The following is a 23751-nucleotide window of genomic DNA, read 5'->3' as shown; positions in this document are numbered from 1 at the left end:
TCCCTTTCGGGTAAGCCCCTTTCTGCGCTTTACTGCACGGTCTTGTTATAGGCCTGGATTTTTTCCGTAATTTCTTTTTCGGCGTCGGCCAGCGCTTGTTCCACTGATTTGGCCCCGTTGATGATTTCCTCCATCGCCTGCTCCACGATTTGGCGGGCTTCCGGGAAGATGCCCATTACGGCGCCCTTGGTTGCGTTGTTCAGCTTCGACTGGTGCAGCTGGTCGACGGCCGTTTTGAACTGCGGGAATTTCTCCAAATTTTCCTTCACCAGCGGCTGATCATAAGCGGCTTTGGTGATCGGGAAATAACCGGAGTTCACATGCCAGTACGCCTGCTGCTCGGGCGATACGACGAATTTGATGAATTCCCAGGCCGCTTTTTGCTCTTCTTCCGGACGGTCGTTCAGAATGTACAGACTTGCGCCGCCGACGATGACGCCTCCGTCTTCTGCTCCGTCCGGGCGGGGCAGGAATCCCGTGCCGACTTCAAAGCTGCCGCCGACGGTGTCCACAATGCCGCGCAGCGCCGCCGTCGAGTCCAGAATCATAGCCACTTGCCCCGCGTTGAAGGCCGTCTTCGTATCCGCCGTCGAGCGGCCCAGATTGAGCATCACCTTGCTGTCGATCATGTCTTTCCACCAATTCATGACGGTGGTGCCGGCTTCGCCGGCGAGCAGCGACCGGGTGGCAAGCCCTTCGCGTCCGTTGCCGTTATCCACATACTCCTGACCCTGCACCGCGAACAGCTGCTCCATGAACCACCCGTAAATGGCGAAGGATGCACCGTACACGCCGTCCTTCGTCAGCGCTTCCGCCGCTTTCTTCACCTCGCTGAATGTCCTCGGCGGATTTTCCGGATCCAGTCCCGCCTCCCGGAACAGCGTTTTGTTGTAGTACAGAATCGGGTTCGACGTGTTGAACGGCATCGAATAGAGCTGGCCGTCGAATGTGTAGTACCCCAGGATGTTTTCTTCCAGCTCACTGAGATCGAAGTTGTCCGCATCGATAAACTTCTGCATCGGCGTGATCGCCTTGGAATCGATCATGAACCGGCTTCCGATTTCGTAGACCTGGACGATGGTGGGACCGGTGCCGCTGCCCATGGCGGTTTTCATTTTGCTCAGACTTTCGTCGTAAGAGCCCTGATAGATCGCTTCAACCTGGATGTCCGAGCGGGACTTGTTGAATTCCGCTACCAAATGGTCCACCGCTTGGCCCACTTCGCCGCCCATGGAATGCCAGAACGTCACTTTGATCGGATTTGAACGGTTGCCGCCGGAAGATCCGTTCGAACCCGGGCTTGCGGAAGAGTCGGAAGACGAACCTCCGCCCGAGTTGCTGTCAGTGTTCCCGCCGGAACTGCATGCCGTCATCAATGCCAGGAGCAGAACAAGAAGTACGATCACGACGGATTTTTTCTTGCTGATCGACTTGAGCGACCGATTCATGATGATGGAATCCTCCCTTTCTGATAAAAACAAATTTCAACCTTTCACGGCGCCTGCCGTAATGCCCCGGACGAGCTGCTTGAGCCCGAATACCAGGGTAAGCAGGGATGGCAGCAACACGAGCGTGACACCGCCCAGCACGAGGTTGTGGGACATCGCTTCCTCCCATTTCAGCATGCTGATGCCGATCTGCACGGTTCGCATCGTATCCCGGTTCGTGATCAGCAGCGGCCAGAAGTACATGTTCCAGGTGTTGAGGAACTGGTAGACGGCGAGCGTCGCCAGAGCCGGCCTGGCGGTCGGCAGCACGATGCCGGCGAAAATGCGGAAGTGGCCGCAGCCGTCGATCCGCGCCGCTTCCAGCAGTTCCCTCGGCAGCTGCAGGAAATGTTGCCGCAGCAGAAAGATGCCGAAGGCACTGGCCATGAACGGAACGGTGAGCCCGGCATAACTGTCCATCCATCCCCAGGTGCGAATGGTGATGTAGTTGGGGATGATCGTCACTTCCCAAGGAATCATCATCGTGGACAGGAACAGCGAGAATACCAGGCTTTTGCCGCGAAACGGAATGAAGGCGAAGGCATAAGCCGCCAGGCTGGACGTGATCAGCTGTCCGGCCACAACCGCGATCGAAACGATAAAACTGTTGAGCAGAAACCGGTCAATCGGCACCAGGTTCAGCACGTCGGAGAAATTTTTCAAGTAAATGCCGGAAGGCAGGATGTTCGGCGGATAGGCCTGCGCTTCCGAGGGCGTCATCAGGGCGTATGAGAACGTGTAGATCATCGGGTACAACACCGCCAACGCGCACACCGCAAGCGCCGCATACAAGGGAAGATGCTTGATCGTGCGAATGATCATTGATAATGCACCTTCTTCTCCAGCCAGAAAAACTGCAGCAGCGTCAGCAGCAGAATGATCGCAAACAAGACGAGCGCTTGCGCGCTGGCCGAACCGAAGCGCCAGTTCACAAAGGCTTCCTGGTAGATCTGGTAGACCATCACGTTCGTGGCGTTCATGGGGCCGCCTTTCGTCATGATGTGGATTTGCCCGAACGTTTGAAACGCATTGATGACCGAAACGATGAGCAGAAAGAACAGGGTCGGCGACAAGAGCGGGATGAGCACGCTGAAGGCGCTCCGGATCGGTCCGGCTCCGTCGATTTTCATGCTGTCGTAAATATCTTCCGAAATGCCCTGCAACCCGGCGGTCAACACGATGAAATTGAACCCCAGATTCATCCACACCGTCATCAGCGATACCGAGATGAGCGCCCATTTCGGGTCGACCAGCCAGGGGATCGGCGAGATGCCGAGCAGGCCGAGAGCGTAATTCAGCATGCCGGTGCTGGGGTGGAACAAGAGCGCCCAGATGACCGCGCCGGTAGCGGCCGAAATGGCGATCGGCATCGAGAAGATGAATTGAAAGGACTTCATCGCCGGAAGCCTGGCGTTGGTCATGCAGGCCAGCGCGAAAGCGATCAGGATGCCGGGAGGAACCGTGTACAACGTGAAGAGCACCGTCGCTTTCAACGTCGAGAGGAACGTTCCGGACGTGAACATGCTCGCGTAATTGTCCAATCCCGCGAACGCCACCGCCTCGCCCCGCGGATTCGTCAGCTGGAAACTGAGCACGATGGACTTGAACAACGGATAGAACAGGAACGTTCCGAAGAACAGGAGGCAGGGCAGCAGGAACAAATAGCCCAGCAGGTTCTCTCTCCGCTTCACTGCCCTCATGGATTGGGCTTCAGCCATCCTGCAGACTCCTCTCTATCGACGATCCGGCCAGCCGACGCAGTCTGTCCGGATAGTCGGTAATGATGCCCGAGACGCCCCGGGCCAGCAGCCGCTTCATGGCCTCCGGATCATTGACCGTCCATGGATAGACTTGTTGTCCGTTTGCGCGCAGCGCCGCGATGTCTTCCGGTTCAATCAAGGCAAAATGCGGATGCATGGAGTAAACGTCCAGACCGAAATCGCGCACAAGCTTCACGGGATCCAGCAAATTGGCCGAGTACAGCAGACCGATGCGCAGATCAGGCGAGGCCGTTTTCAACCGGTGCAAAAGCCGATGGTCGAAGGAAGAAATAACGACCGACTCCGTTCGTCCGTACTCCCGGATCAGCGAAGACAAAAGATGGATGATCCGGTTGTCGCTGCACTTCAATTCAATGTTGATCCCGACGGAGGAGGGGACGAGATCGAACACTTCACGCAGTGTCGGGATCCGTTCACCGGCATACTCCGGTGAAAACCAGGCGCCGGCGTCCAGCCGCCGCAGCTCTTCAAGCGTCGTTTCCCGAATGAGGCCGGACCCGTTCGTTGTGCGGTCCGCTTCGAAATCATGGCAGACCACGATTTCTTCGTCGGCAGACAGCTGCACATCCAGCTCGATCATGTCGCACCCTTGCTCGACCGCCAGCCGGAAGGCGGCCGGCGTGTTTTCCGGTGCCTGCCCCGCGGCCCCCCCGGTGGGCGATGACAAGCGGCCGGTGATCGTTTCTGTCCATATCCGTATCCCCTTTCAGCCGATTGGGAAGGCAAAAATCGCTGTGCCTTGTGTAACATTGATCGAATTCGACAAATTCAGCGTACTGTCACTTTGTCAGCGGAGAATTAATTGGATTTCAATGTTCCGTAAAATTTTTGTGCGCGGCAAGCAAGTCGTAAACGCTTGCAAAGATCTCGGGAAGCGCGATACCCCCTTCCTCATTATGCGTCGTAATAGTTTCTTATGCCCGGAACGACATCCTTAGGCACGTCACAACAAGAATAAAGGCCGGAAATGCCTTGTTTGTTGGCATTTCTGGCCTCTCGAAATAAGGTTATTGCTCAATCCGGATGCTGCCGCTTTCGGTTCGCACCTTGATGACTTCCCCCGACGTGCCGGCGGCATCCGGGTGGCGGATCAAGCCGGAGTCGGATTTCAGATCATAGGAGCCGCTGTACGAGGGGGGCACCGTAATCCGGACACTGCCGGAATCGGAGGATACGACGGCGCCCATCTCGTCTTCTTTCACGATGAGGATCGGACCGGAGTCGGTCTTGATATTGCCGGCGCCTGTCAAATGATTGATCGTAATGCTGCCGGAATCGGATACGGCTGTCACGCCGGCGTGAACCTCGTCCGCATGGATGCTTCCGGACTCGGAACGGAGCGCCAGGCTTTTGCCCTCATAGCCTTCCAGCCGGATTCCGCCGGAGTCGGATGTCACCGTCAAGGTGCCGCCTTGCAGACGGCCCAGCCGGATGCTGCCGGAATCGGATCCGATGACGATATCCCGGGCCTTGGCGCCATTGACCCTTACCGACCCTGCATCGCTGCTTACCTTGAACGTCTCGAACGATTCCAGCGCTTCTTCCGTCAGCGAGATGGTGATGGATTGCCTCTCGCCCCACGTGAAGTCAGGGAAGAAGCTCCAGTTCCATCGCTCCCGGTCTTTGAACCGCAGATGGAGGACGCCGTTCTTGACCTCGGCCGACCGGATCTGCTTCACCATGTCCGGCGCCGCCTTCCCCTCGATCCGGACGGCATTCTCATCGCCTGCCGCAAAATCGATATCCAGCGCAAGGTTGTCGTTCTCGATCCGGATCTCCCGCACGTGATCCCCGAGCGTCAACGCATGCTCATAGGTCTCGCGCAATTCGTAGCCGAAGACATATTTCACCAACGCAATCATTCCGACTGCGACCAGGATGACGCCAACGATCGTTCTTGCCAACCGGCTCATGACAGACAAATACACCCTTTCCGCTCATCTGTGGTTGATCAAAGTGTACACCAGCACCCTGCGCTCCAGGTACCGGCCGTGGAAGGATCGGGCGCCAGACTTTGGTCGGGGTTGGCGGAAAAGCTTTGGAGACTCCATCCGGGGCGATTAGCGCTTATGCACCTGGAATCGGAGCACCGTTTTCAATTTCGCCGGTTCGGTCTTGCGGGGATCGGACAGGTAGATTTCCCGATGCGTCTTGGACGCCCGGACATAACCCTGTTCAGCGCAATACGCTTCCATGCGCGCGAAGCTTGCGGGTTCATCGTCATACGGACCGATGTGCAGCATCTGGCAGCACAGCCCTTCTTCCATCCGTTCGAACCGGACATGATCCAGATACGGATTGGACTTTTTCCGTTTCGTCTGCTCCAGGAAGCGCCGGAACCCGTCTTCGGTCAGGAAATCCGGCTGCCGGATCATGAGGGTGTATTTGAAATTGCTTTTGTCCGTCGAAGGCCTAGTGTAGTCCACCAGATCCCATATCCCCTCCAGCGGAAACACCTTGTACGCGTAATAGCCGGCCGGCGCATCGCCGCTGCGGTACGACATTTTGACCGCATAGCTGATGCTGTACAGCGCCTCCGTCTGTTTGACGAACGCCTCGCCGTTCGGGTCCCCGGAGCCGCCGAGCATGATAAACGGCAGCTGCGGCACTTCCACGACCACGGGCTCCGCGGGCGGCACATAAAGATGCTTGAAATCTTTCTTGTAATCGACAGCCTTCGTCAATGCCGTTCACTCCTTCGCTTCCGGAACATGATCCCCTACAGCTTATCCGATCAAATATGCCGACAGTCCGAAACGCCGAAAGCCGGGAACCGCCGCAGGCTCCCGGCTTTGTATCATTTCGCGTGCATCTTGAACTCGAGGAACAGGTCGTTGTAGTAGGCGAGCATCCGCTTGCCCAGATTTTCGTAGACCTCCAGCCGGGCGATCAGTTCGTCGCCCGGATAGAACCGCTCGTCCTCCCGGATCTCTTCGGGCAGCATCTCCAGCGCCGTGGCGTTCGGCGTCGAGTAGCCGACATATTCGGCATTCCGCGCCGCGTTCTCCGGATCGAGCATGAAGTTGATGAACAGGTGCGCCCCTTCGATGTTGCGCGCCGTCTTCGGAATGACCATCGAGTCGAACCAGAGGTTTGACCCTTCCTCCGGCACGACGTAGTCCAGGTCTTCGTTCTCCCACATGATTTCCGCCGCGTCACCGGACCAGACGACCGCCGCCGAAGCTTCATTGCCGGTCATCAGCATCTTGATCTCATCGCCGACAATGGCTTTCACGTTCGGCGTGAGCCGCTTCAGCTTGGCCAGCGCTTCCTGCAGGTGCTCCTCGTCCGTGTCGTTCAGCGAATAGCCCAGACTGTTCAGCCCCATGCCGATAATCTCACGGGCGCCGTCGACGAGCAGGATGTCGTTCCTCAGGGACGGATCCCAGAGCGCGTCCCAGCTGACAGGCGGCTCGTCGAACGCTTCGGGGTTGTAGAGGATGCCGACCGTACCCCAGAAATACGGCACGGAATAGACGTTGCCCGGATCATAGGACATGTCCATGAACCGCGGATCGATATGCGCCATGTTGGGCAGCTTGGAATGGTCGAGCGGCACCAGCAGGCCGTCTTCCATCAAGCGCTCGACGGCGTATTCGGACGGCATCGCGACATCGAATGTCGTTCCGCCTTGGGCGATCTTCGTCATCATCGCTTCGTTCGAATCGAACGTCTCGTAGATGACGGTGATGCCCGTCTGCTCCTGGAACTCCTTGAGCAGTTCCGGATCGATGTAATCGCCCCAGTTGAAGACGGTGATCGTGTCCGCCCCCGCGTAGCCCGCGCTCCGGTTGAGCGCGTTCGTCCACGCCATGAGGCCCAGCGACGCGACGAGGATAACCGCGAACAGTTGCACGAGCTGTCTCATCGGCGTTCACCGCCTTCCGCGAGCCGCGCGTTGCGGCGGTTGATGAAGTAATACCCGATGACGAGCGCGACGGTGAACAGGAACAGCAGCGTCGAGAGCGCGTTGATTGAGAGCGAGATGCCCTGCCGCGCCCGCGAGTAGATCTCGACGGACAAGGTCGAGAAGCCGTTCCCGGTGACGAAGAACGTCACGGCGAAGTCGTCCAGCGAGTAGGTGAGCGCCATGAAGAAGCCGGCGAAAATGCCGGGTTTCATGTACGGCACGACGACCCGCGTCAGCACCTGCCACGCGTTGGCGCCCAGGTCGCGCGCGGCGTCGAGCATGCTCGTGCGCATCTCCTGCAGCTTCGGCAGCACCATCAGGACGACGATCGGCACGCTGAACGCGATGTGAGACAGCAGCACCGACACGAAGCCGAGCTGGATGCCGATGATCGTGAACAGGATCAGGAACGACGCGCCGATGATGACGTCCGGGCTGACGATCAGGACGTTGTTCAGCGCGAGCAGCGCGTTCTTCCGGCTGCGGCGCTTCACCTCATAGATCGCCAGCGCGCCGATCGTTCCGAGAATCGTCGAGACGAGGGCCGAGAGCAGCGCGATGACGATCGTGTTCAGTACGATGATGAGCAGCCGCGTATCCTGCAGCACTTCTGCGTACCATTCGAGCGTGAACCCGTCGAATCCCGTCATCGTCCCGCCGCTGTTGAACGAGTAGACGATCAGATAAGCGATGGGCGCATACAAGATGACGAAGACGGCCGCGAGATACAGATTCGACCAGCGCCACCTTCTATCCACGGAGCGCACCCCGCTTTCCGATGCCGGTCGCGAACATGATGAGGGCCATGGCGATGATCAGGAACACGGCGATCGTCGCGCCCATTCCCCAGTCCTGCGTCACGAGGAAATGCTGCTCGATCGCCGTGCCGAGCGTAATGACCCGGTTGCCGGCGATGAGCCGGGTGATCATGAACAGCGACAGCGACGGAATGAACACGGCCTGGCAGCCGGCCTTGACTCCGTCCAGCGTCAGCGGGAAAATGACCCGCCGGAACGTCGTCCATGCCGAAGCGCCCAGATCGCGGGACGCGTCGATCAGGGCGGGATTCAGCTCTTCCAGCGCGTTGTAGATCGGCAGGATCATGAACGGGATGAAAATGTACACCGACACGAACACGAAGCTGAAGTCGTTGAACAGCAGCTGCCGGCCCCCGATGCCGACCGTCTCGAACACCGCGTTCACCAGGCCGTATTTGCCGAACAGGCCGATGAAGGCGTACGCCTTCAGCAGCAGGTTGATCCAGCTCGGCAGGATGATGAGCAGCAGCCACAGCTGCTTGTGCTTGAGCCGCGTCAGGATGAGCGCCGTCGGGTATGCCACGAGCAGCGAGAACGCCGTGATCAGGAAGGCATACCAGAACGAGCCGAGCGTCATGCGCAGGTAGATCGGCGTGAAGAACTTCGCGTAATTGTCCAGCGTGAACTGTCCTTCGACATCGAAGAACGAATAGTACGCGACCAGGATGATCGGCGCCGCGACGAACAGGACGATCCATGCGACATAAGGGATGAGGTAGAAGTTTCGCGTCCTAGCCATGGCTGCCCTCTCCGTAGGTCTCGAGCCGTCTGTCGAATTCTTCTTCCGTCTCGCCGAAACGCATGACATGGATCGCTTCCGGGCCGAAGGTCAGGCCGATGTGCTCGTCCACCTCCGCTTTGCGCGTCGAGTGGACCAGCCACGTGTTGCCGGACTCGTCGCGTCCCTTGATCTCGTAGTGGACGCCGCGGAACAATTGCGACTCGACGCGGATGCGCAGCTTGCCGCTCTCCGGCTCGGTGATCTCGAGGTCTTCCGGACGAATGACGATCTCGACCGGCTCGCCTTCGCGGAATCCGCCGTCAACGCACTCGAACGGCTTGCCGGCGAATTCGACCAGATAGTCGCGGATCATCCGGCCCGGAATGATGTTCGATTCGCCGATGAAATCCGCCACGAAGCGGTTGATCGGTTCGTCGTAGATGTCGGTCGGCGTGCCGGACTGCTGGATCCTCCCCTTGTTGAGGACGAAGATCTCGTCCGACATCGCGAGCGCCTCTTCCTGGTCGTGCGTAACGAAGACGAACGTGATGCCGAGCCGCCGCTGCAGCTCGCGCAGCTCGTACTGCATCTCCGTGCGCAGCTTCAGGTCGAGCGCCGACAGCGGCTCGTCCAGCAGCAGCACCTCCGGCTCGTTCACGATCGCCCGGGCGATCGCGACCCGCTGCCGCTGGCCGCCGGACATGCCGGCGATGTCACGGTTCTCGTAGCCTTCAAGGTTTACGAACCGCAGCGCTTCTTTCACCTTGGTATCAATGCTCAAGCGGTCCAGCTTCTTGATCCGCAGGCCGAACGCAACGTTCTCGTATACGTTCAGATGAGGGAACAAAGCGTAATCCTGAAAAACGGTGTTCACCTGGCGCTTGTTCGCCGGAACCCGGTTCACGAGCTTTCCGTTGATGTAAATGTTTCCTTCCGTCGGCTCCATAAACCCCGCAATGAGCCGCAGAATGGTTGTCTTGCCGCAGCCCGAGGGACCGAGCAGCGTGTAGAATTTGCCCCGCTCGATGTCGAAGCTGACCTCGTCCAGTACGGTGACGCCGTCCTCATAACGTTTGGTCACGCGGTCGAACCGAATGATCACGTCATCCGCCAACTGCTTTAACCCTCCTTTTCATTCTGCCGAATCATGAAGCCGGGTACGGCCGCTTGTCCGATTCTGCCGATGGGTGAATTACGATTGTTATATTATCATGGATTTCGTCGTGTGGGGATACAAGAAAAACGGCAAACGCCGTCAATTTATGAAGGCCGGGACGTTTTGCGGCGAAAGCCGCCGGGAAGCGGGAAAAAGCTGACGCAAAACATCCGCCCGTGCTATGATGTAAGCGATAACACTTACGGGTTGGGAAAAGGATGGAAAAGGAGGGGGATGCGTGAGAAACCGGTGGATCAACTCGCCTGCCGCGTATGCGCTCGGGATGTTCGCAATGATGGTGCCGACGCAGGCGTTCAGTTCGTTTTATTTCTACTATTACGTCGATGAACTGGGACTCGCCGTCTGGCTGGCGACGATTGCGCGCACGATCTACCTTGTATGGGACGCGGTCAACCAGCCGCTCGCCGGCTGGCTGTCCGACCGGACGTCCACGCGGCTCGGGCGGCGGAGGCCATGGCTGCTCGGCGCCGTGCCCGCGTACATGCTGACGTTCGTGATGGTGTTCGCCGTCCCGCCGGGACTCGGCAAAGCCGGCCTGTTCGCATGGTTCCTCGCCGCGCTCATCCTGATCGAAGCGGTCGCGACGATCATCTGGGTGAACTACGGGGCGCTTTTCCCGGAGTTGTTCCGGGGCAACCGGCTGCGCGCCCGGGCGTCGGCCGTACAGCAGGGCTTTCAGATCGCCGCCCTCCTGGTCGGCACCGCCGCGACGCCGCTGCTTTACACTTCTCTCGGCTACGGCAATATGGCGCTGATCTACGCCTTTCTCTTCGGCGTCCTGATGCTCGCCTGCATCGCCGGCATCCGCGAGCAGGAAGAAGCGCGGCAAGGCCCGCGGCTCAGCTTGCAGGAATCGTTCCGCACGACGCTGCGCAACATCCCGTTCTGGCTGCACAACATCGCCAACTCCTTCGCGCAGACCGTGAACGGCCTGATCGGCTTGATCATCCCTTTCTATGCGAAGTATGTGCTGCGCATCCCCGAGGCGCAGGTCACCTGGCTGCTCGCTTCGATCTTCGTCTCGGTCATTCCGCTCGTCTTCGTCTGGTACCGGATCGCGCGGAACATGGATCCGGTGAAATGCTGGCGGCTGTCGCTCGCCGCCTATGCGGCAAGCGTGCTGCCGCTCAGTCTCGCCGGCGACCTGGCGACCGGCATCGCGGCGGGCGTGCTCGTCGGCTTCGGACTCTCCGGTTTCCTCGTCACGCCGCCGGTCGTCGGCAGCCGCATCATCGACCTCGACTTCGAAGCGACCGGACGGCGGCGCGAAGGCGTCTATACGGCGGTCTCCGGTTTCATCACGCGGTCCAGCGGCCTCATTTCCGCGCTCGCGTTCCTGATTGTCGGCGACATTTTCGGCTATGTGAGCGGGGAAAATCCGGGGCCGAATCCCGAAGCGGCATTCCGTTGGCTGAGCAGCTACATTCCGTTCGTCCTGCTGCTGATCGCCTTCGCGATCTCGCTGTTCGTGAAGCTGGAAGGGGGAAAAGGGGAGCGGCATGACGGGTAAATATCTGGTCATCAATTGCGACGACTTCGGCCAAAGTCCGGCGATGAACGCGGCGATCATGCATCTGCTCGAGGAAGGGCTCGTCTCGTCGGCAACGATCATGGCGCCGGCGCCGGCTTTCCGCGAAGCGGCCGAGTGGTGCCGGAAGCGGGAGCAGCCGAACATCGGCCTCCATCTGACGCTGACGAGCGAGTTCGAGGCGCTCCGCTTCCCGAGCCTGACGGGCGGAGCGTCGCTGCACGACGACAGCGGCCATATGTACCGGACGGTGGAGGAATTCGAGCGGAGCGCGGACACCGCAGACGTGATGCGCGAATTGACCGCGCAGTACGAGGCGGTCCGGGCGAGCGGCGTGCAGATCACCCATGCCGACAACCATATGGGCAGCCTGTACGGCATGGCGACCGGCCGCAGCCATATTCCGCACGTGCTGCGCTGGTGCGCGCGGCGGAGCCTGCCGTTCCGGCTGTTCCGCAAGGTCGACCCCGCCGATCCGCTGCTCGGCCCGATGCCGGGGGTGGAGCGCGCGGCCGCGAAGGCGTCGGCGCTGGCGGGCGTGCTCGGCGTCGCGCTGCCCGACTACCTGCTCTCGCACCCGTTCGAGAAGCGGGACGGTGAAACCTACGAATCGTTCAAGCAGATGTTGATTGACAAGCTGTACCGCCTGCCCTTCGGCATCTGCGAGACGTATATTCATCCCGGCGTCGACGACCCGTGGATGCGCAGGGCGATTCCGCATTGGGAGAAAAGGGTGTGGGAGTTCCGGCTGATGATGGACGATGACTTCCGTTACGCGATCCGCGACGCGGGCGTGACACTGGTCGATTACACCTTCATCCGGCGGCACGGGAGAGAATCGCGTATGCGCGCCGGCGCGCGGCTGGCGGCGTCCGCGCTGCGCAGGTGAGGAAACACGCGCAGCCGCATGCCTTGCGCCCCGAAGAGGGGCCGGCATGCGGCTGTCGTTGTTGTCGCCGGATGCGGAAAGGTTCCCGCGCGGTCAAGCTTCCGGCTGTTCGCCGGGATCGCGCATCAGGAGGCCGACCGGGCAATGGTCGCTGCCCATGATGCCGCTGTCGATCAGCGCGTCCTCCAGATACGGCGCGAGGCGGGCGGAGACGAGGAAATAGTCGATCCGCCAGCCGATGTTCCGCTCGCGCACCTTCGGCATGAAGGACCACCAGGTGTACGCGTCCGTCCGGTCCGGGTAGAAATGGCGGAACGTGTCGGTGAATCCCGCCTCGAGCAGCCGGGTCATCGCCTCGCGTTCCTCGTCGGTGAAGCCGGCGTTTCCCCGGTTGAATTTGGCATTCTTGAGATCGATTTCCCGATGGGCGACGTTCAGGTCGCCGCAGACGACGACCGGCTTGCGCGCATCCAGCTCCTTCAGGTACGCGCGGAACCGCTCCTCCCACGCGATGCGGTATTCCAGCCGAGACAAATCGCGCCGCGCGTTCGGGGTGTAGACGTTGACGAGGAAGAACGCGGGGAATTCGAGCGTTAGCACGCGTCCCTCCGGATCGTCCCCGTCGGACAGGCCCTTCCGGACCGACAGCGGTTCGAATCGCGTGAACACGGCGGTGCCGGAGTAGCCTTTCTTCTCGGCGCAGTTCCAGTACTGCCGGTAACCTTCCGGCAATTCCAGCTCGAGCTGGCCTTCCTGCAGCTTCGTCTCCTGTACGCAGACGATGTCGGCGTCCGCGCGCCGGAAGTAGTCGAGAAAGCCTTTGCCGACGCAGGAGCGCAGGCCGTTGACATTCCATGAGATCAGTTTCATCGGTTTCTTCACCTCATTGCAGAGCCCGCCCGAAGCGGGCCCGATCCATATTACAGGGTCGGCCGGGAGGGGGTTTCCCTCGGCACCGGATTGGCCAGATACCTGCGAAGCACATCGCACAGGAGGATCATCGCTTCACGGAGGGAGTTCTCGTCCATGAACGAATAGCTGATCCGGAAGCGATGGTGCTCGGGCTCGTTGGCATAACAGGTGATGCCCGGCAGGATCGCAACCCCTTCGCGCTGCGCGAGCGCGTACAGGTCGGTTGCCCTGGCCCATTCCGGCAGGGTCACCCAGATGTTGAACCCTCCCTCGGGCTCCGTCCAGGTCACGCCACGCGGCGCATGGCGCTTCAGCAGTTCCAGGGCGATATTGCGGCGGGATTTCAAAGCCGCCCTTAGCCGTTTCAGATGCCGCTGGAACAGGTTGGATTGGAGAACCGGCAGAATGGCCTTCTGATTGAGCATGGGACTCCCGAGATCCGCGATCGTCTTGGCCGCGATCAGTCGATTCAGGATGGTGCCGGAAGCGACAATCGCCGATACGCGGCAGCCGGGCGACAAAATTTTGCTGAATCCTTTTACGAGTATGACATGTCCGAACCGGTCCAACGATTTGATCGTGCGGGGCGGCTCCGTCCGAAAATACGTATCGCTGAACGCGTCATCCTCCAGAATGATCGCATTGTAGCTTTGGGCCAGCTCCAGCAGCCGGGCTCTGCGGGAGACGCTCATCACCGTGCCGGTCGGATTGTGGAAGGTCGGAACCGTATAGATCAGCTTCGGCGGATTGGCATCGCACAATTGACTCAGGATATCGATTCGCATCCCCTCATGATCGACCGGAACGGTGACAATGCGCGCGCCCCGTGCCGCGAATACGTCGATGGCCCCGGAGTAGGAGGGCCCTTCCATGTACACCGTATCCCCCGGCCCCGTAAACGTGCGGGCCACCAAATCAATCGCCTGCTGGGACCCGCTCGCAATCAGCACCTCCTCCGCGCCGGCGGCAATGCCGCGTTCCCGAAAGTAGACGGACAAGGCTTGCCGCAGCTCCGCATCCCCCTGAAACGGCCCGTAGTTTGCGATAATCGCCGGGTTCTCCGTCACGAGCTGATGGATATTCCTGCAGATTTCCCGGTTGGGCAGCAAATCGGGGTCCACCATTGCGACATGAAGCCGATACCGGCAGTCCGATGAAGATCCCTGGAAATGCCGCCACGTGTGCGCCCGGGGCAAATAATCGATGAGGGACAATTGCCATGACGCGGACAATTCCGGCGTTCCGCCGCCATCTTCCGGATCCGGGCCGACGAAGCAGCCTTTCCCCTGCGTGCAGTGAATCAGCTCCATTCGTTCCAAACGGGAGGTAAATGCCATGCGGGGATTTAAAGGAATTCTTGCGCTGTTTCTTGCGGCCATTGTCCTTTTGACGGTTGTCATGGTGTGGAAGGAGAACCCCGGGGCAGAAGCGGAACGCGGGATGCGTCCCGAATCCAAAGAGGATTATATCAGGAGGAAGCTGGACCATTGGACGCCGATGGTGCCCTGAGCCTGCCAATGATAGAAGCAGCCCGCCCGGCGCGCCGGCCAGAAGGCGGGTTGCTCCCCGTTGGATCGGCATGACTTCGGCGTTCATACGCGCGCGCGTTGGACCGGCAGCCCGGGCACGTCCACCTTCACGCGGAACAGGCCGCCCGCCAGCGGCTGCTTCCCGGTGTTCTGCCCGCTGCCGCCGCCCGCCGTCGTAATGTACAGCTCGTCGAAATGCTCCCCGCCGAACGCGCAGGAGGTCACATTTTCGACCGGGATCGGCACCGACGCCAGCTTCCTGCCCGTCACGGGATCCCACCGTCCGGCCTGCCGGCCGCCCCAATGGCCGATCCACAGCTTGCCTTCCGCGTCGATGCACATGCCGTCGGGATCGCCCGGCTCGTCCGCCGGATATTCGATGGCGACCCGCCGGTTCGCGATCGCGCCGGTCTCCGGATCGAAGTCGAACGCCCAGACGATCCGCTCGCCCGTATCGATGTAGTACATCGTCCGCCCGTCCGCCGTCCAGGCCAGGCCGTTCGAGCAGATGACGTCCGTCAGTTTCCGCGTCAGCTTGCCGCCCGCCTCCAGCATGTACAGCGAGGCGTTCCGCGTCCATTTCGCGCTGATCGTGCCGGCCCAGAACCGGCCTTCGGGATCGCATTTGCCGTCGTTCACCCGGTTGTCCGCATCGGGCTCGTCCGTATGGACGATGAGTCCGGTCTGCTCCGTATCCGGATCGAACCGGTAGAAGCCGTCGGCCAGACCGAGAATCCACGAGCCGTCCTCGGCCGGCACCGCGCAGCCGATCTTCTGATCGAACCCGTGGACGGCAACGCGTCCGTCCAGCGGCCGGAAGCGCTGCAGCTTGCGCTCTTCGATATCGACCCAGAACAGCTCGCCGAGCCGCTCGTCCCACACCGGTCCTTCGCCGAGCCGGTTGCCGGCGGCAACGACACATTCCGCCTGATACGTCAACATTGCGCTCAACCCCATTTCCTGCTGGTGTATCTTCCCCCACAATAACAGAACGGGGCGGAAAGCGCCATTGTTCCGGCTGCGGATGCGGCCGGGACATTTGACGGTATTCAAACCGCGGGCGGATAAGGTAAAATGAAAAAGGTTATTGGATGGGCAATCGCGGCTTTTACCACAACAGACGGGAATCGGGTGCAGATGAGGATCGGATTTTTTGACTCGGGGCTGGGCGGACTGACCGTGCTTGCCGAATCGCTTCGCCGGCTTCCGGCCAAAGATTATCTGTACATGGCGGACACGCTGCACGTGCCGTACGGAACGAAGACGAAAGAGGACGTCAGGCGCTACGTTCTGGAAGCCGTCGAGACCATGGTCGGTCAGGGCATTGACGCACTGGTCGTTGCCTGCAACACGGCCACGAGCATCGCGATCAATGAGCTGCGGGAGATCTACAGCATGCCGATCGTCGGCATGGAGCCTGCCGTCAAGCCCGCGGTGGAGATGAACCGGGCGACGGGCAAGCGCGTGCTGGTGTGCGCAACGCCGCTGACGCTCTCCATGCCGAAGTATTACGCGCTGGTCTCCCGCGTGGACGGAAACGGCATCGTCGATTCGCTGCCGCTGCCCGAACTGGTCGACTATTGCGAGCGTCTCGTGTTTGACGGGGAAGAACTCGCGGCGTATTTCCGGCGGAAGCTGGAACCGTTCGATCTTGACCGGTACGGCATTATCGTGCTCGGGTGCACGCATTTTATCTATTACCGGGACGCGCTGCGGCGCGTGCTGCCGGAATCGATCGAGATCGTCGACGGCAACGCCGGCACGGTTCGGCGGCTGGCGGCGCTCCTGACCCGCTACGGCATCTCGGAGAATGACGGCAGCGGCGATGTGCGGCTCATGTGCACCGGCGGCGATCCGGCGTACATCCGGAAGATGGGCATCGCGCTCGACCGGGCCAGGACATTGTAATACAGGACATTGCAATATTTGATGCGCGGCAACAGATGCCGGAGAGGAGAGACAAGTCATGGGCAACAATCGGGTGATCGGCGGCGGCGGATTTCATCACGTGGCGATTCGGGTGCACGATTTTGACGCGTCCGTGAAGTTTTACACCGAGGTGCTCGGGTTCACCGAGCGCGTGCGGTGGGGCGAAGGGAACGGGCGGGGCATCCTGCTCGATACCGGAGACGGCAATTACCTTGAAATCTTTGCGGGAGGCGCGCCCGGCCCGAAGCCGGAAGGGGCGTTCCTGCATCTGGCGCTTCGCACCGACAATGTCGACAAGGCGATTGAGGTTGCGCGCGCAGCCGGCATGGAAGTGACGGTCGAGCCGAAGGATGTCTCGCTCGGAACGGTGCCGGCGCGGATCGCGTTCTTCAAGGGGCCGGACGGCGAGATCATCGAGTTGTTCCAGGAATAAAAGAATGACAGAGAACCCCGCACGGCGGAGCATGCGTTCCGTGTGCGGGGTTCTGTCATGCTTCAGGGCAGCAGGATGCGCTGACCGGGGAAGATGAGGTCGGGGTTCTCCAGTCGGTTCAGCTCGGCCAGCTTCTGCCAGGTGGTGCCGTATTTGCGGGCAATGGCCCAGAGCGTATCGCCCCGTTTCACGATGTACACGTGCTGCTCGGATGACGGCTGCTGCTGCGGCGCAGGCGCCGGCTGCGGAGCCGGTGCGGGCTGCTGCGGTGCAGGAGCGGGCTGTTGCGGTGCAGGCGCCGGTTGCTGCGGCGATGGCGCGCCTTCCGGAATCGTGCCGGGAGCTACGGCAGGCTCAACGCGGATGCGTCCTTCCGCCTTGGGCGCGACTTCGCCCTCTGCCTGCAAGTAGCGGATGACCGCTTCCTCCAGCGAAGCGAAATCACCGGTCACCGGCTGTTCCGCTAACATGGCATACTGATCGCCGCCGGCGGCGAGGAAATCGTTCGTCGCCAGCGTGTACACCGCCTGAAGGTCGAGCGGTTTGCCGTCCACCCGGACGTCGTAAACCCGCTCTCCCGCCGGTTTGCCGGGATCGATTTTGAAAGTCATCCCGGCGACGTGCGGGAACCCGCCCAGCGGTTCGGGGTACGCGGACACGCCGTGTTCAAGCGCCGCCAGCAGCTGGGCTCCGGTGACCTCCTTCGTCTGGATGTAGTTGCCGAACGGCAGCACGGTGATCACTTGACCCTTCGTGATGTCTCCGGCCGGGATGGACGCGCGGATGCCGCCGCCGTTCGTCAGCGCAACGTCCGCGCCGGTCTCGAACAGCATGGCGTCGGCGATCAGATTGCCGAGATTCGTCTCACCCGCCCGCACATGCTCGCGCTCGCCGTCGAGATCGACGAGGCTCTTGCCGACGATCTCGGACAGCAGGGGCTCCTGATTCGCCTTCACTTCTTCAATCACGGCGAGCACGCCCGGGTCCGGTTCGATGCCGGTTGTCTCTTCGGCCGGGATGAGCCGGGCATTTCGCGCTTTCACGCCCGCCGGTCCGACGGTCAGTTCGACGACGCCGACATGCTCGCCGTATTCCCCGGCCTGCACGATCAGCGTGCCGCCGGCCTCCAGGCCTTCGGGCAGCGCCGTGTGGCTGTGTCCGTCGACAATGAGATCAATGCCCGGCACTTCTTCGGCAAGTTTCCGGCTGGTGTCGGTGCTCGCTTCGTCCAGGCCGAGATGGGCCAGTGCAATGACGGCATCCGCCTTGCCCTCAAGCTCCGCGACGACCCGTTTCGCTTCCTCGACCGGATCGGCGAAGGTCAGCCCCGCGACATTGTCCGGGTGCGTCTTGTAGGTCGTCTCGGGCGTCGCGAGCCCGAAGACGGCGACCCGCACGCCGCCGGCATCCAGCACGACGTACGGCTCGAGCAGCCTCGTCCCGTCCGGCTTGTATACGTTGGCCGCGAGCACCGGGAATGACGCTTCGCCGGCCAGTTCGAGCAGCCGGCCGTAACCGTAGTTGTAATCGTGATTGCCCGTCGCCATCGCGTCGAAGCCGACGGCGTTCATCATGCGGACGATGCTGCCGCCGCGCTCCAGATTCGCGATCGTCTGCCCGTGCAGCGAATCGCCCGCATCGAGCAGCAGCGTGTTCGGGTTCTCGGCTTTCAATTGCTTCACGAAAGCGGCCAGCTTCGCATAGCCGATGTTCGCATCCGTCTGCTCAACCCGGGAATGGACATCGTTCACGTGGACGATCGTGATCGTCGTCTCCCCTTGGGCGGCGCTTGCCGCCGCAGGCAAGGCCAGCAGACTCAGGATCAGGAATGCCAGCAGCATGCGCCCGGCCTGTCTCAGCCGCTCCATCATCCGATTCCTCCTCGAAAAAGTAGTCCCCGATTTCAATAATACAGGCAAATTGTCATCGCTATAATAAATAGAACCTGAATCCGTGAACTTCTATGAATCCTCCCGGAACCTTATTCCTGAAACCGGATCTTGACCGGACTATTTCCATGTTCATTACGAACCAACTGCTTCGCCCGCTGGCAGAAGGGCGCATCATGACTTGTACCACCGGTTTTGGCCATGTCGAACAGACCTGACGAACAAAGGTCTTTCGCCAGGCCATCCCATAACGGTTTCGTCTTCTTTCTCGCATCAGGCAAACGTCCGGTAGATTCGCTCCAGCACCGGTGACCAGGGACTGTGTTTTCCGAAGCTGAAGATCAGACTCCGCGCATGTCGAACCAGTCGCACCGCCATGTAGATGATGTTTTGAATAACGGTTCGGATTCGGCGGCGCTGCACGTTGCCGCGAATCGGCGCGTCGTCTTTGCGCAGGCTTTCCTGACCGATGATGCGCAGCAGATTGTAAGCAAACACGCCTGCGTGCAGTACGAGATTATTGGCCGCAAATTTCCCGGATGGCAACCGCTCCAAATCCAGATCCGTCTTGATTTCACTGTGAAATTGTTCGCTGGTGCCGTGATCCCGGTATAACTCGATGACCCGCCACGGTCCGCAGCGAAGCGACGTCCAGTACACGTTCACTTCAATCTCCGGAACGAGCAACATTTGCCCATCCCGATCAATGGTTCGCTCAATCACGTGGAAGACTTGCCGGAGCGGTCGGTCAAATCCTTTTTCCGTAAACTCGATGAAACCGACATACTCCTTCTTGCCTTCACGCTGCTGGCAGCAAATGCCCGAGGATTCGGCGATGCGCAGCCACAGCTCTTTCGGTTCCTTGCGGAGGTTGGCTTTAATGATGTAGTCCACTTGTTCACGGTGACATACGCGCAAATTGTCAAGGCTGTCGTTTCCCGCGTCCATGCGGACGAGAATCGGCAGATCCGTCACGCGCCGGGCATACGCGATGCTCCGGGTTAAAAAAGCAGCCGTCCCGTTCTGGACATGCGTGCTGCCTTCCCGCAGTTCGACATTGACGCCGTAACCCTCTTGGCCCAGATAAGCAAAGATCGGCGCGTACCCGTCCACGCCTTTGTACGTTCGGGAAACGCCTTCTTTCCTCGTGCCCGAGTTGTCGAAAGGGGAAACGTCAATATCCAGCGGTACGTAGATGTCCGTTCCGGCTTGAAGCCCTGTCAATGGCGCCTGGACGCGGCGGAGCAGATCGGCCGATTCCTCAAGAAGAATGTCATTCCATCCCGCCTCTTCCGTTTCGGCCGCGCGTTCCAAACGCTGCCGGAGCGTCGGGCTGGAGGGCACTTTCTGCAGTTGCAAACAGATCGGAAATACATCGTCGTTCCGAAACGGCTCAATGTGATCGAAATCGCTTTTACCTTGACACAGCAAGCCGATGTAGCTTTTCATCACGTCGGAGTGGGAATGAAACGGACTTTCCGCCTTCGTGAGGCGTGAACGGTTCAGGCGTTTCGTTAATCCGGTATGGGCAAGTAAGGCTCCCACCGTCGCAAGACCAGCATGTGTGGAAAGAATGAGTTCTTTGGACCGAACAAACTTGATTTTCATACAGCACCCCGCAGGTGAATGGTTGCGAAGCTTCGAATACCTGAATGATTCGTCTTCGGGGCTGCATTTGCCTGCTTTCTCCTTGTATTTATTCGTCGAATGATCACGGATTCAGGTAGAAATCAAAAATGCATAAATTGGATCCGCTTTCCGTGAACTTGCGGCCGGTCCGATTCGTCTATACGGTTAACGGAACGGATCGGGGAGGAGAGCGGCATGCGGGAGGGGCGTGCGCGGCCCGGCGGTCGGAGCGGAACGGAGCTGGGTTTGGTGCTGGCGGGACTCGTCCTGCTCCATGGCATCGCCGGCATCATCAGCCTGTTTGGCGCGGAAGCGGGAGCGGACATCATCCTCCAGATGTTCGGGCTTGCCGCGGTCCGTTCGACAATTGCGGCGGATGCCGAAAGCGCCTCGGACACGGCGGCGGATATCGCCTTGACCGAAGGCGGATCGGGACACGCGGCGGCCGAGGGCGGCGGCTTGGCGGCTGACGGGACGCCTCTGGCCGGAAATCGGCCGGCACCCGCCGGGAGCACGGCAACGGAACAGCCGCCGGAATCGATCGTGCAGCCGCCGGGTCCGTCGGAATCGGAATCGGCTTCGCAAAGGCGGGAAGCGCCCGTACCGGCCAAACGGGCCGCGCTGACTTTCGACGACGGCCCTGACAGGAAATATACGCCAATGGTCCTTGACATCTTGTCGCAATACGGCGTTACTGCTACATTTTTTGTCGTCGGCACTCAGGCCGAGCGTTATCCCGAAGTGCTGGCGCGCATCCGGGACGAGGGACACGAGATCGGCAGCCACGGCTACGCCCATGCGGACATGGGCAAGATGACGGCCGCCGACATCACCGAAGATCTGCGCCTCGCGGACGAGGCGCTGCGGGAAGCGGCGGGCATCGTCCCCGCGCTGTTCCGGCCTCCCTACGGATCGGTATCGGATGAACTCAAAGCCGCGCTGTCGGATTCGGGCAAGAAGCTCGTCCGCTGGAATGTCGATCCCCGCGACTGGGACGGCACACCGGCCGCCGAAATCGCATCCCATGTGCTGGAACACGCGAAAGACGGCGCGATCATTCTGCTGCACAGTTTCGGCGGCAAGAACGCCGATCTCAGCGGAACGATCGAGGCGCTGCCGGAGATCATCGAAGGGCTGCTGGCACAGGGGTATGAGCTGTCGACCGTATCCGGATTGGAGCGTGACAGCAAGTGAATGGACATATTTTTTCGGCTCCCCTATGGCAATCGGTGATGAATTCCTGGATAATGGAAACGGGTGCTTCAAGCGCCGCCGTGCCGCAGGATGCGGCCGCGGTGCCGGACGCCGATTGTATCGGGACTAGAGGTGGCGAAGTGCAATCCGATACGGGTTTCGAATACTTGCGGTTCATCGGCGAGCAAGCCGACCGCAAGGCATTGTTGACCGAACTGATGAATGCATATGGCAAAGACGTCTGGAACTTCGCCTACAGCATGACGCGGAAATGGGACCAGGCGGACGACATCGCGCAGGAAGTGTTCCTGAAGGCTTACCGGAATCTGCATACATTCCGCAGCCAGGCGTCCGTGAAGACATGGCTGCTTGCCATTACCCGCAACATGGTGCTCGATTACCGGAAGCAGGCGTTCTTCCGCCGGGTGGTGCTGGTGGACGCGTTCAGGGAGGACGGAGCCTCTTCATCCGCCGAGCGGGAAGTCATCGAGTCGCTGGCGGTGAACGACATGTGGAAGCAGGTGCTCGAACTTCCGTACAAATACCGTGAGGTCGTCATTCTGTACGCGCATTATCAACTTTCGATGAAAGAAATCGCGGAAATGCTGGGCGTAAGCGAAGGGACGGTCAAGTCGAGGCTGTTCCATGCAAGGCGGAAACTGGCGGCGAGAGGAGGCGGTCGCGGTGATTCCGACAGATGACGAGCTGAGGCGCGAACTGGCCCATGGACCGCTCAAGCGCAGCGGTTTCGACGAACGGCTGCGCAGACGGATCGAAGAGCGGCTGGACGAGACTCCGGTCCGCCGTCCTTTCCGGCCGTCCCGGCTGGCCGGCATGGGCATGGGCGTATGCCTCGTGATCGCCGCGGTCGTGCTGCTGATCCGGCTCCATCCGGGGAACACCGGCGGCACGCAGCAGCAGTTGGCCGATTCGTCCGGATCGGATACGGTTGCCGGCTCCGCGACGGCCGTGGCCGATGCGGAGGAGACGCCGCGCCGTTCGGTGCTGCTCCTCGGGCTCAGGCAGGATACGGACGGAGCGGCGAGCGCCTACCGGACGCTGCTCGTCTCGGGCGGGCCCGACGCGTCCGATTGGTCGGCGGCGGATGGAGACGGCATCATCATGCCGTACCGCACCGATTTCTGGCGGCTGGATGTGCAGGAAATCCAGGGCAACAACGGCACGTTTCGGCTGGTCGGAGCCTACAACGCTTCGCGCGGAGATACGGGGACGCTGCCGCCGGTTCGGGCGGGAGGCGGGGGCATCGGTCCGATTGAGGAGCGCATCCTGTTCGCGGGCAACCGCTATGTCGGCATCGCCCGTCTGACGTCGGGCGAGTGGACGTATCGGATGATGGATATAGCCGATCTTTCCCAGCCCCGGAATGTCAGATTGATTGCATCCGACGCCGAGCGGCATATGGTTCCGGCCGTACAGACGGACGGCAGGCTCGGCGTAGCCGAGACCGATGCGCCGGAACGTCTGGGCGGCATCGACGAATGGACGCTCGCGCGCAAGGCGGGCCGCTGGATCGCGGTCGGGCGCGAGGAGGGCGCAGGCAAGCGTATGGAAAGCGCTGTCCGGCGGGAACTGCCCTATGCCATCGGCTCCGTGATCGTCGCCCACAACGAACTGGCATTGTATTGGGATGACATCCGCGCCGTGCAGCCCGCCGCCGTCGATGCCGTGACGTCCCCGGCGCGCAATATGGCGGTTATCCTGACAGACCGGAAGATCGTCATCTACAGCATGAAGAACGGCAAATTGGATCGGGAAATGCTGGACATGGAGCTGAAGCCCGGCGAGACGGTCATCATGGCCGAGTGGGCGACGCACGTCGATTATGTGGACGAATGGATTCGCAGAGTCAGCGAATTGTTTGGCGGAGCTCCGGCCAGCCGGGCGCTGCCGTGATGCGGAAATGA

The 23751-nt window shown here is 60.7% G+C and carries 23 protein-coding genes; 8 read left to right on the top strand and 15 right to left on the bottom strand.

Features of this window, described 5'->3' with window-relative positions; genetic code table 11:
* Positions 1 to 29 precede the first annotated feature (29 nt).
* The 10 genes from THECO_RS17455 to THECO_RS17410 all read right to left on the bottom strand — a co-directional run bounded on the left by THECO_RS17455 (position 30) and on the right by THECO_RS17410 (position 9831).
* Complete coding sequence (locus THECO_RS17455; protein ID WP_015256345.1) at positions 30 to 1448, bottom strand: ABC transporter substrate-binding protein; 1419 nt, start codon at positions 1446 to 1448, stop codon at positions 30 to 32.
* A 36-nt stretch (positions 1449 to 1484) separates the two neighbouring features.
* Positions 1485 to 2309 carry a carbohydrate ABC transporter permease gene (locus THECO_RS17450; RefSeq protein ID WP_015256344.1) on the bottom strand — a complete coding sequence of 275 codons (825 nt, stop codon included), beginning with the start codon at positions 2307 to 2309 and terminating at the stop codon, positions 1485 to 1487.
* Entirely contained in the window at positions 2306 to 3205 is a 900-nt protein-coding gene (locus tag THECO_RS17445) for a carbohydrate ABC transporter permease (RefSeq protein WP_015256343.1), read from the bottom strand. Before THECO_RS17445 ends, THECO_RS17450 begins: the two co-directional genes overlap by 4 nt.
* A complete protein-coding gene (locus THECO_RS17440) occupies positions 3198 to 3935 on the bottom strand; it encodes a glycerophosphodiester phosphodiesterase (protein WP_015256342.1) in 738 nt (245 codons plus the stop codon). Before THECO_RS17440 ends, THECO_RS17445 begins: the two co-directional genes overlap by 8 nt.
* 340 nt (positions 3936 to 4275) lie before the next feature.
* The gene (locus THECO_RS17435; protein WP_015256341.1) at positions 4276 to 5181 is read right to left on the bottom strand and encodes a DUF4097 family beta strand repeat-containing protein; all 906 of its coding nucleotides are present in this window, start codon (positions 5179 to 5181) and stop codon (positions 4276 to 4278) included.
* A gap of 147 nt (positions 5182 to 5328) precedes the next feature.
* Entirely contained in the window at positions 5329 to 5952 is a 624-nt protein-coding gene (locus THECO_RS17430; protein ID WP_015256340.1) for a GyrI-like domain-containing protein, read from the bottom strand.
* Between the two features lie 113 nt (positions 5953 to 6065).
* Positions 6066 to 7136, bottom strand: coding sequence for an ABC transporter substrate-binding protein (locus THECO_RS17425; protein WP_015256339.1), 1071 nt, complete (start codon positions 7134 to 7136; stop codon positions 6066 to 6068).
* Positions 7133 to 7936, bottom strand: a complete 804-nt coding sequence (locus THECO_RS17420) for an ABC transporter permease (RefSeq protein WP_041853979.1) — start codon at positions 7934 to 7936, stop codon at positions 7133 to 7135. The genes THECO_RS17425 and THECO_RS17420 overlap by 4 nt, the downstream gene beginning before the upstream one ends.
* Positions 7929 to 8735 (bottom strand): ABC transporter permease, encoded by an 807-nt coding sequence (locus THECO_RS17415; protein WP_015256337.1) that lies wholly within the window; start codon positions 8733 to 8735, stop codon positions 7929 to 7931. Before THECO_RS17415 ends, THECO_RS17420 begins: the two co-directional genes overlap by 8 nt.
* On the bottom strand, positions 8728 to 9831 hold the full coding sequence (locus THECO_RS17410; protein WP_015256336.1) for an ABC transporter ATP-binding protein: 1104 nt from the start codon (positions 9829 to 9831) through the stop codon (positions 8728 to 8730). Before THECO_RS17410 ends, THECO_RS17415 begins: the two co-directional genes overlap by 8 nt.
* A gap of 280 nt (positions 9832 to 10111) precedes the next feature.
* Between THECO_RS17410 and THECO_RS17405 the strand changes: the two genes are divergently transcribed.
* Together THECO_RS17405 and THECO_RS17400 are read left to right on the top strand one after the other, a co-directional pair.
* The gene (locus tag THECO_RS17405; protein ID WP_015256335.1) at positions 10112 to 11404 is read left to right on the top strand and encodes an MFS transporter; all 1293 of its coding nucleotides are present in this window, start codon (positions 10112 to 10114) and stop codon (positions 11402 to 11404) included.
* Complete coding sequence (locus THECO_RS17400; protein WP_015256334.1) at positions 11394 to 12311, top strand: polysaccharide deacetylase family protein; 918 nt, start codon at positions 11394 to 11396, stop codon at positions 12309 to 12311. The genes THECO_RS17405 and THECO_RS17400 overlap by 11 nt, the downstream gene beginning before the upstream one ends.
* 93 nt (positions 12312 to 12404) lie before the next feature.
* Here THECO_RS17400 and THECO_RS17395 read toward each other — a convergent pair whose 3' ends face one another.
* A complete protein-coding gene (locus tag THECO_RS17395) occupies positions 12405 to 13181 on the bottom strand; it encodes an exodeoxyribonuclease III (RefSeq protein WP_015256333.1) in 777 nt (258 codons plus the stop codon).
* A 50-nt stretch (positions 13182 to 13231) separates the two neighbouring features.
* The gene (locus tag THECO_RS17390; protein WP_015256332.1) at positions 13232 to 14533 is read right to left on the bottom strand and encodes an aminotransferase-like domain-containing protein; all 1302 of its coding nucleotides are present in this window, start codon (positions 14531 to 14533) and stop codon (positions 13232 to 13234) included.
* 25 nt (positions 14534 to 14558) lie between these two features.
* On the opposite strand from THECO_RS17390, the gene THECO_RS21820 reads away from it, so the two are divergent.
* Positions 14559 to 14732: a hypothetical protein gene (locus THECO_RS21820; protein ID WP_015256331.1), complete on the top strand. Its 174-nt coding sequence runs from the start codon at positions 14559 to 14561 to the stop codon at positions 14730 to 14732.
* An 83-nt stretch (positions 14733 to 14815) separates the two neighbouring features.
* Here the strand turns inward: THECO_RS21820 and THECO_RS17385 are convergent, their stop codons facing one another.
* A complete protein-coding gene (locus tag THECO_RS17385; RefSeq protein ID WP_408646051.1) occupies positions 14816 to 15709 on the bottom strand; it encodes an SMP-30/gluconolactonase/LRE family protein in 894 nt (297 codons plus the stop codon).
* Positions 15710 to 15889: 180 nt separating this feature from the next.
* On the opposite strand from THECO_RS17385, the gene murI reads away from it, so the two are divergent.
* Both murI and THECO_RS17375 read left to right on the top strand, forming a co-directional pair.
* Positions 15890 to 16660: a glutamate racemase gene (gene murI, locus THECO_RS17380; protein WP_041853977.1), complete on the top strand. Its 771-nt coding sequence runs from the start codon at positions 15890 to 15892 to the stop codon at positions 16658 to 16660.
* A 58-nt stretch (positions 16661 to 16718) separates the two neighbouring features.
* Positions 16719 to 17114 (top strand): VOC family protein, encoded by a 396-nt coding sequence (locus THECO_RS17375; RefSeq protein ID WP_015256328.1) that lies wholly within the window; start codon positions 16719 to 16721, stop codon positions 17112 to 17114.
* A gap of 62 nt (positions 17115 to 17176) precedes the next feature.
* On the opposite strand, the gene THECO_RS17370 is transcribed toward THECO_RS17375, so the two are convergent.
* Complete coding sequence (locus THECO_RS17370) at positions 17177 to 18985, bottom strand: 5'-nucleotidase C-terminal domain-containing protein (protein ID WP_157373622.1); 1809 nt, start codon at positions 18983 to 18985, stop codon at positions 17177 to 17179.
* Positions 18986 to 19276: 291 nt separating this feature from the next.
* Positions 19277 to 20611 (bottom strand): IS1380 family transposase, encoded by a 1335-nt coding sequence (locus THECO_RS17365; protein ID WP_015256326.1) that lies wholly within the window; start codon positions 20609 to 20611, stop codon positions 19277 to 19279.
* Between the two features lie 216 nt (positions 20612 to 20827).
* On the opposite strand from THECO_RS17365, the gene THECO_RS20740 reads away from it, so the two are divergent.
* From THECO_RS20740 to THECO_RS17350, 3 genes are all read left to right on the top strand, one after another.
* Positions 20828 to 21826 (top strand): polysaccharide deacetylase family protein, encoded by a 999-nt coding sequence (locus THECO_RS20740; RefSeq protein WP_015256325.1) that lies wholly within the window; start codon positions 20828 to 20830, stop codon positions 21824 to 21826.
* Positions 21827 to 21966: 140 nt separating this feature from the next.
* A complete protein-coding gene (locus THECO_RS17355) occupies positions 21967 to 22527 on the top strand; it encodes an RNA polymerase sigma factor (protein ID WP_041853976.1) in 561 nt (186 codons plus the stop codon).
* Entirely contained in the window at positions 22511 to 23740 is a 1230-nt protein-coding gene (locus THECO_RS17350; RefSeq protein WP_041853975.1) for a hypothetical protein, read from the top strand. The genes THECO_RS17355 and THECO_RS17350 overlap by 17 nt, the downstream gene beginning before the upstream one ends.
* Positions 23741 to 23751 lie beyond the last annotated feature (11 nt).

Source organism: Thermobacillus composti KWC4 (genome assembly GCF_000227705.2).
Taxonomy (GTDB): Bacteria; Bacillota; Bacilli; order Paenibacillales; family Paenibacillaceae; genus Thermobacillus; species Thermobacillus xylanilyticus.
Note: the sequence above shows the minus strand (reverse complement) of the source record. Positions and strands in the feature narration are given on the sequence as shown.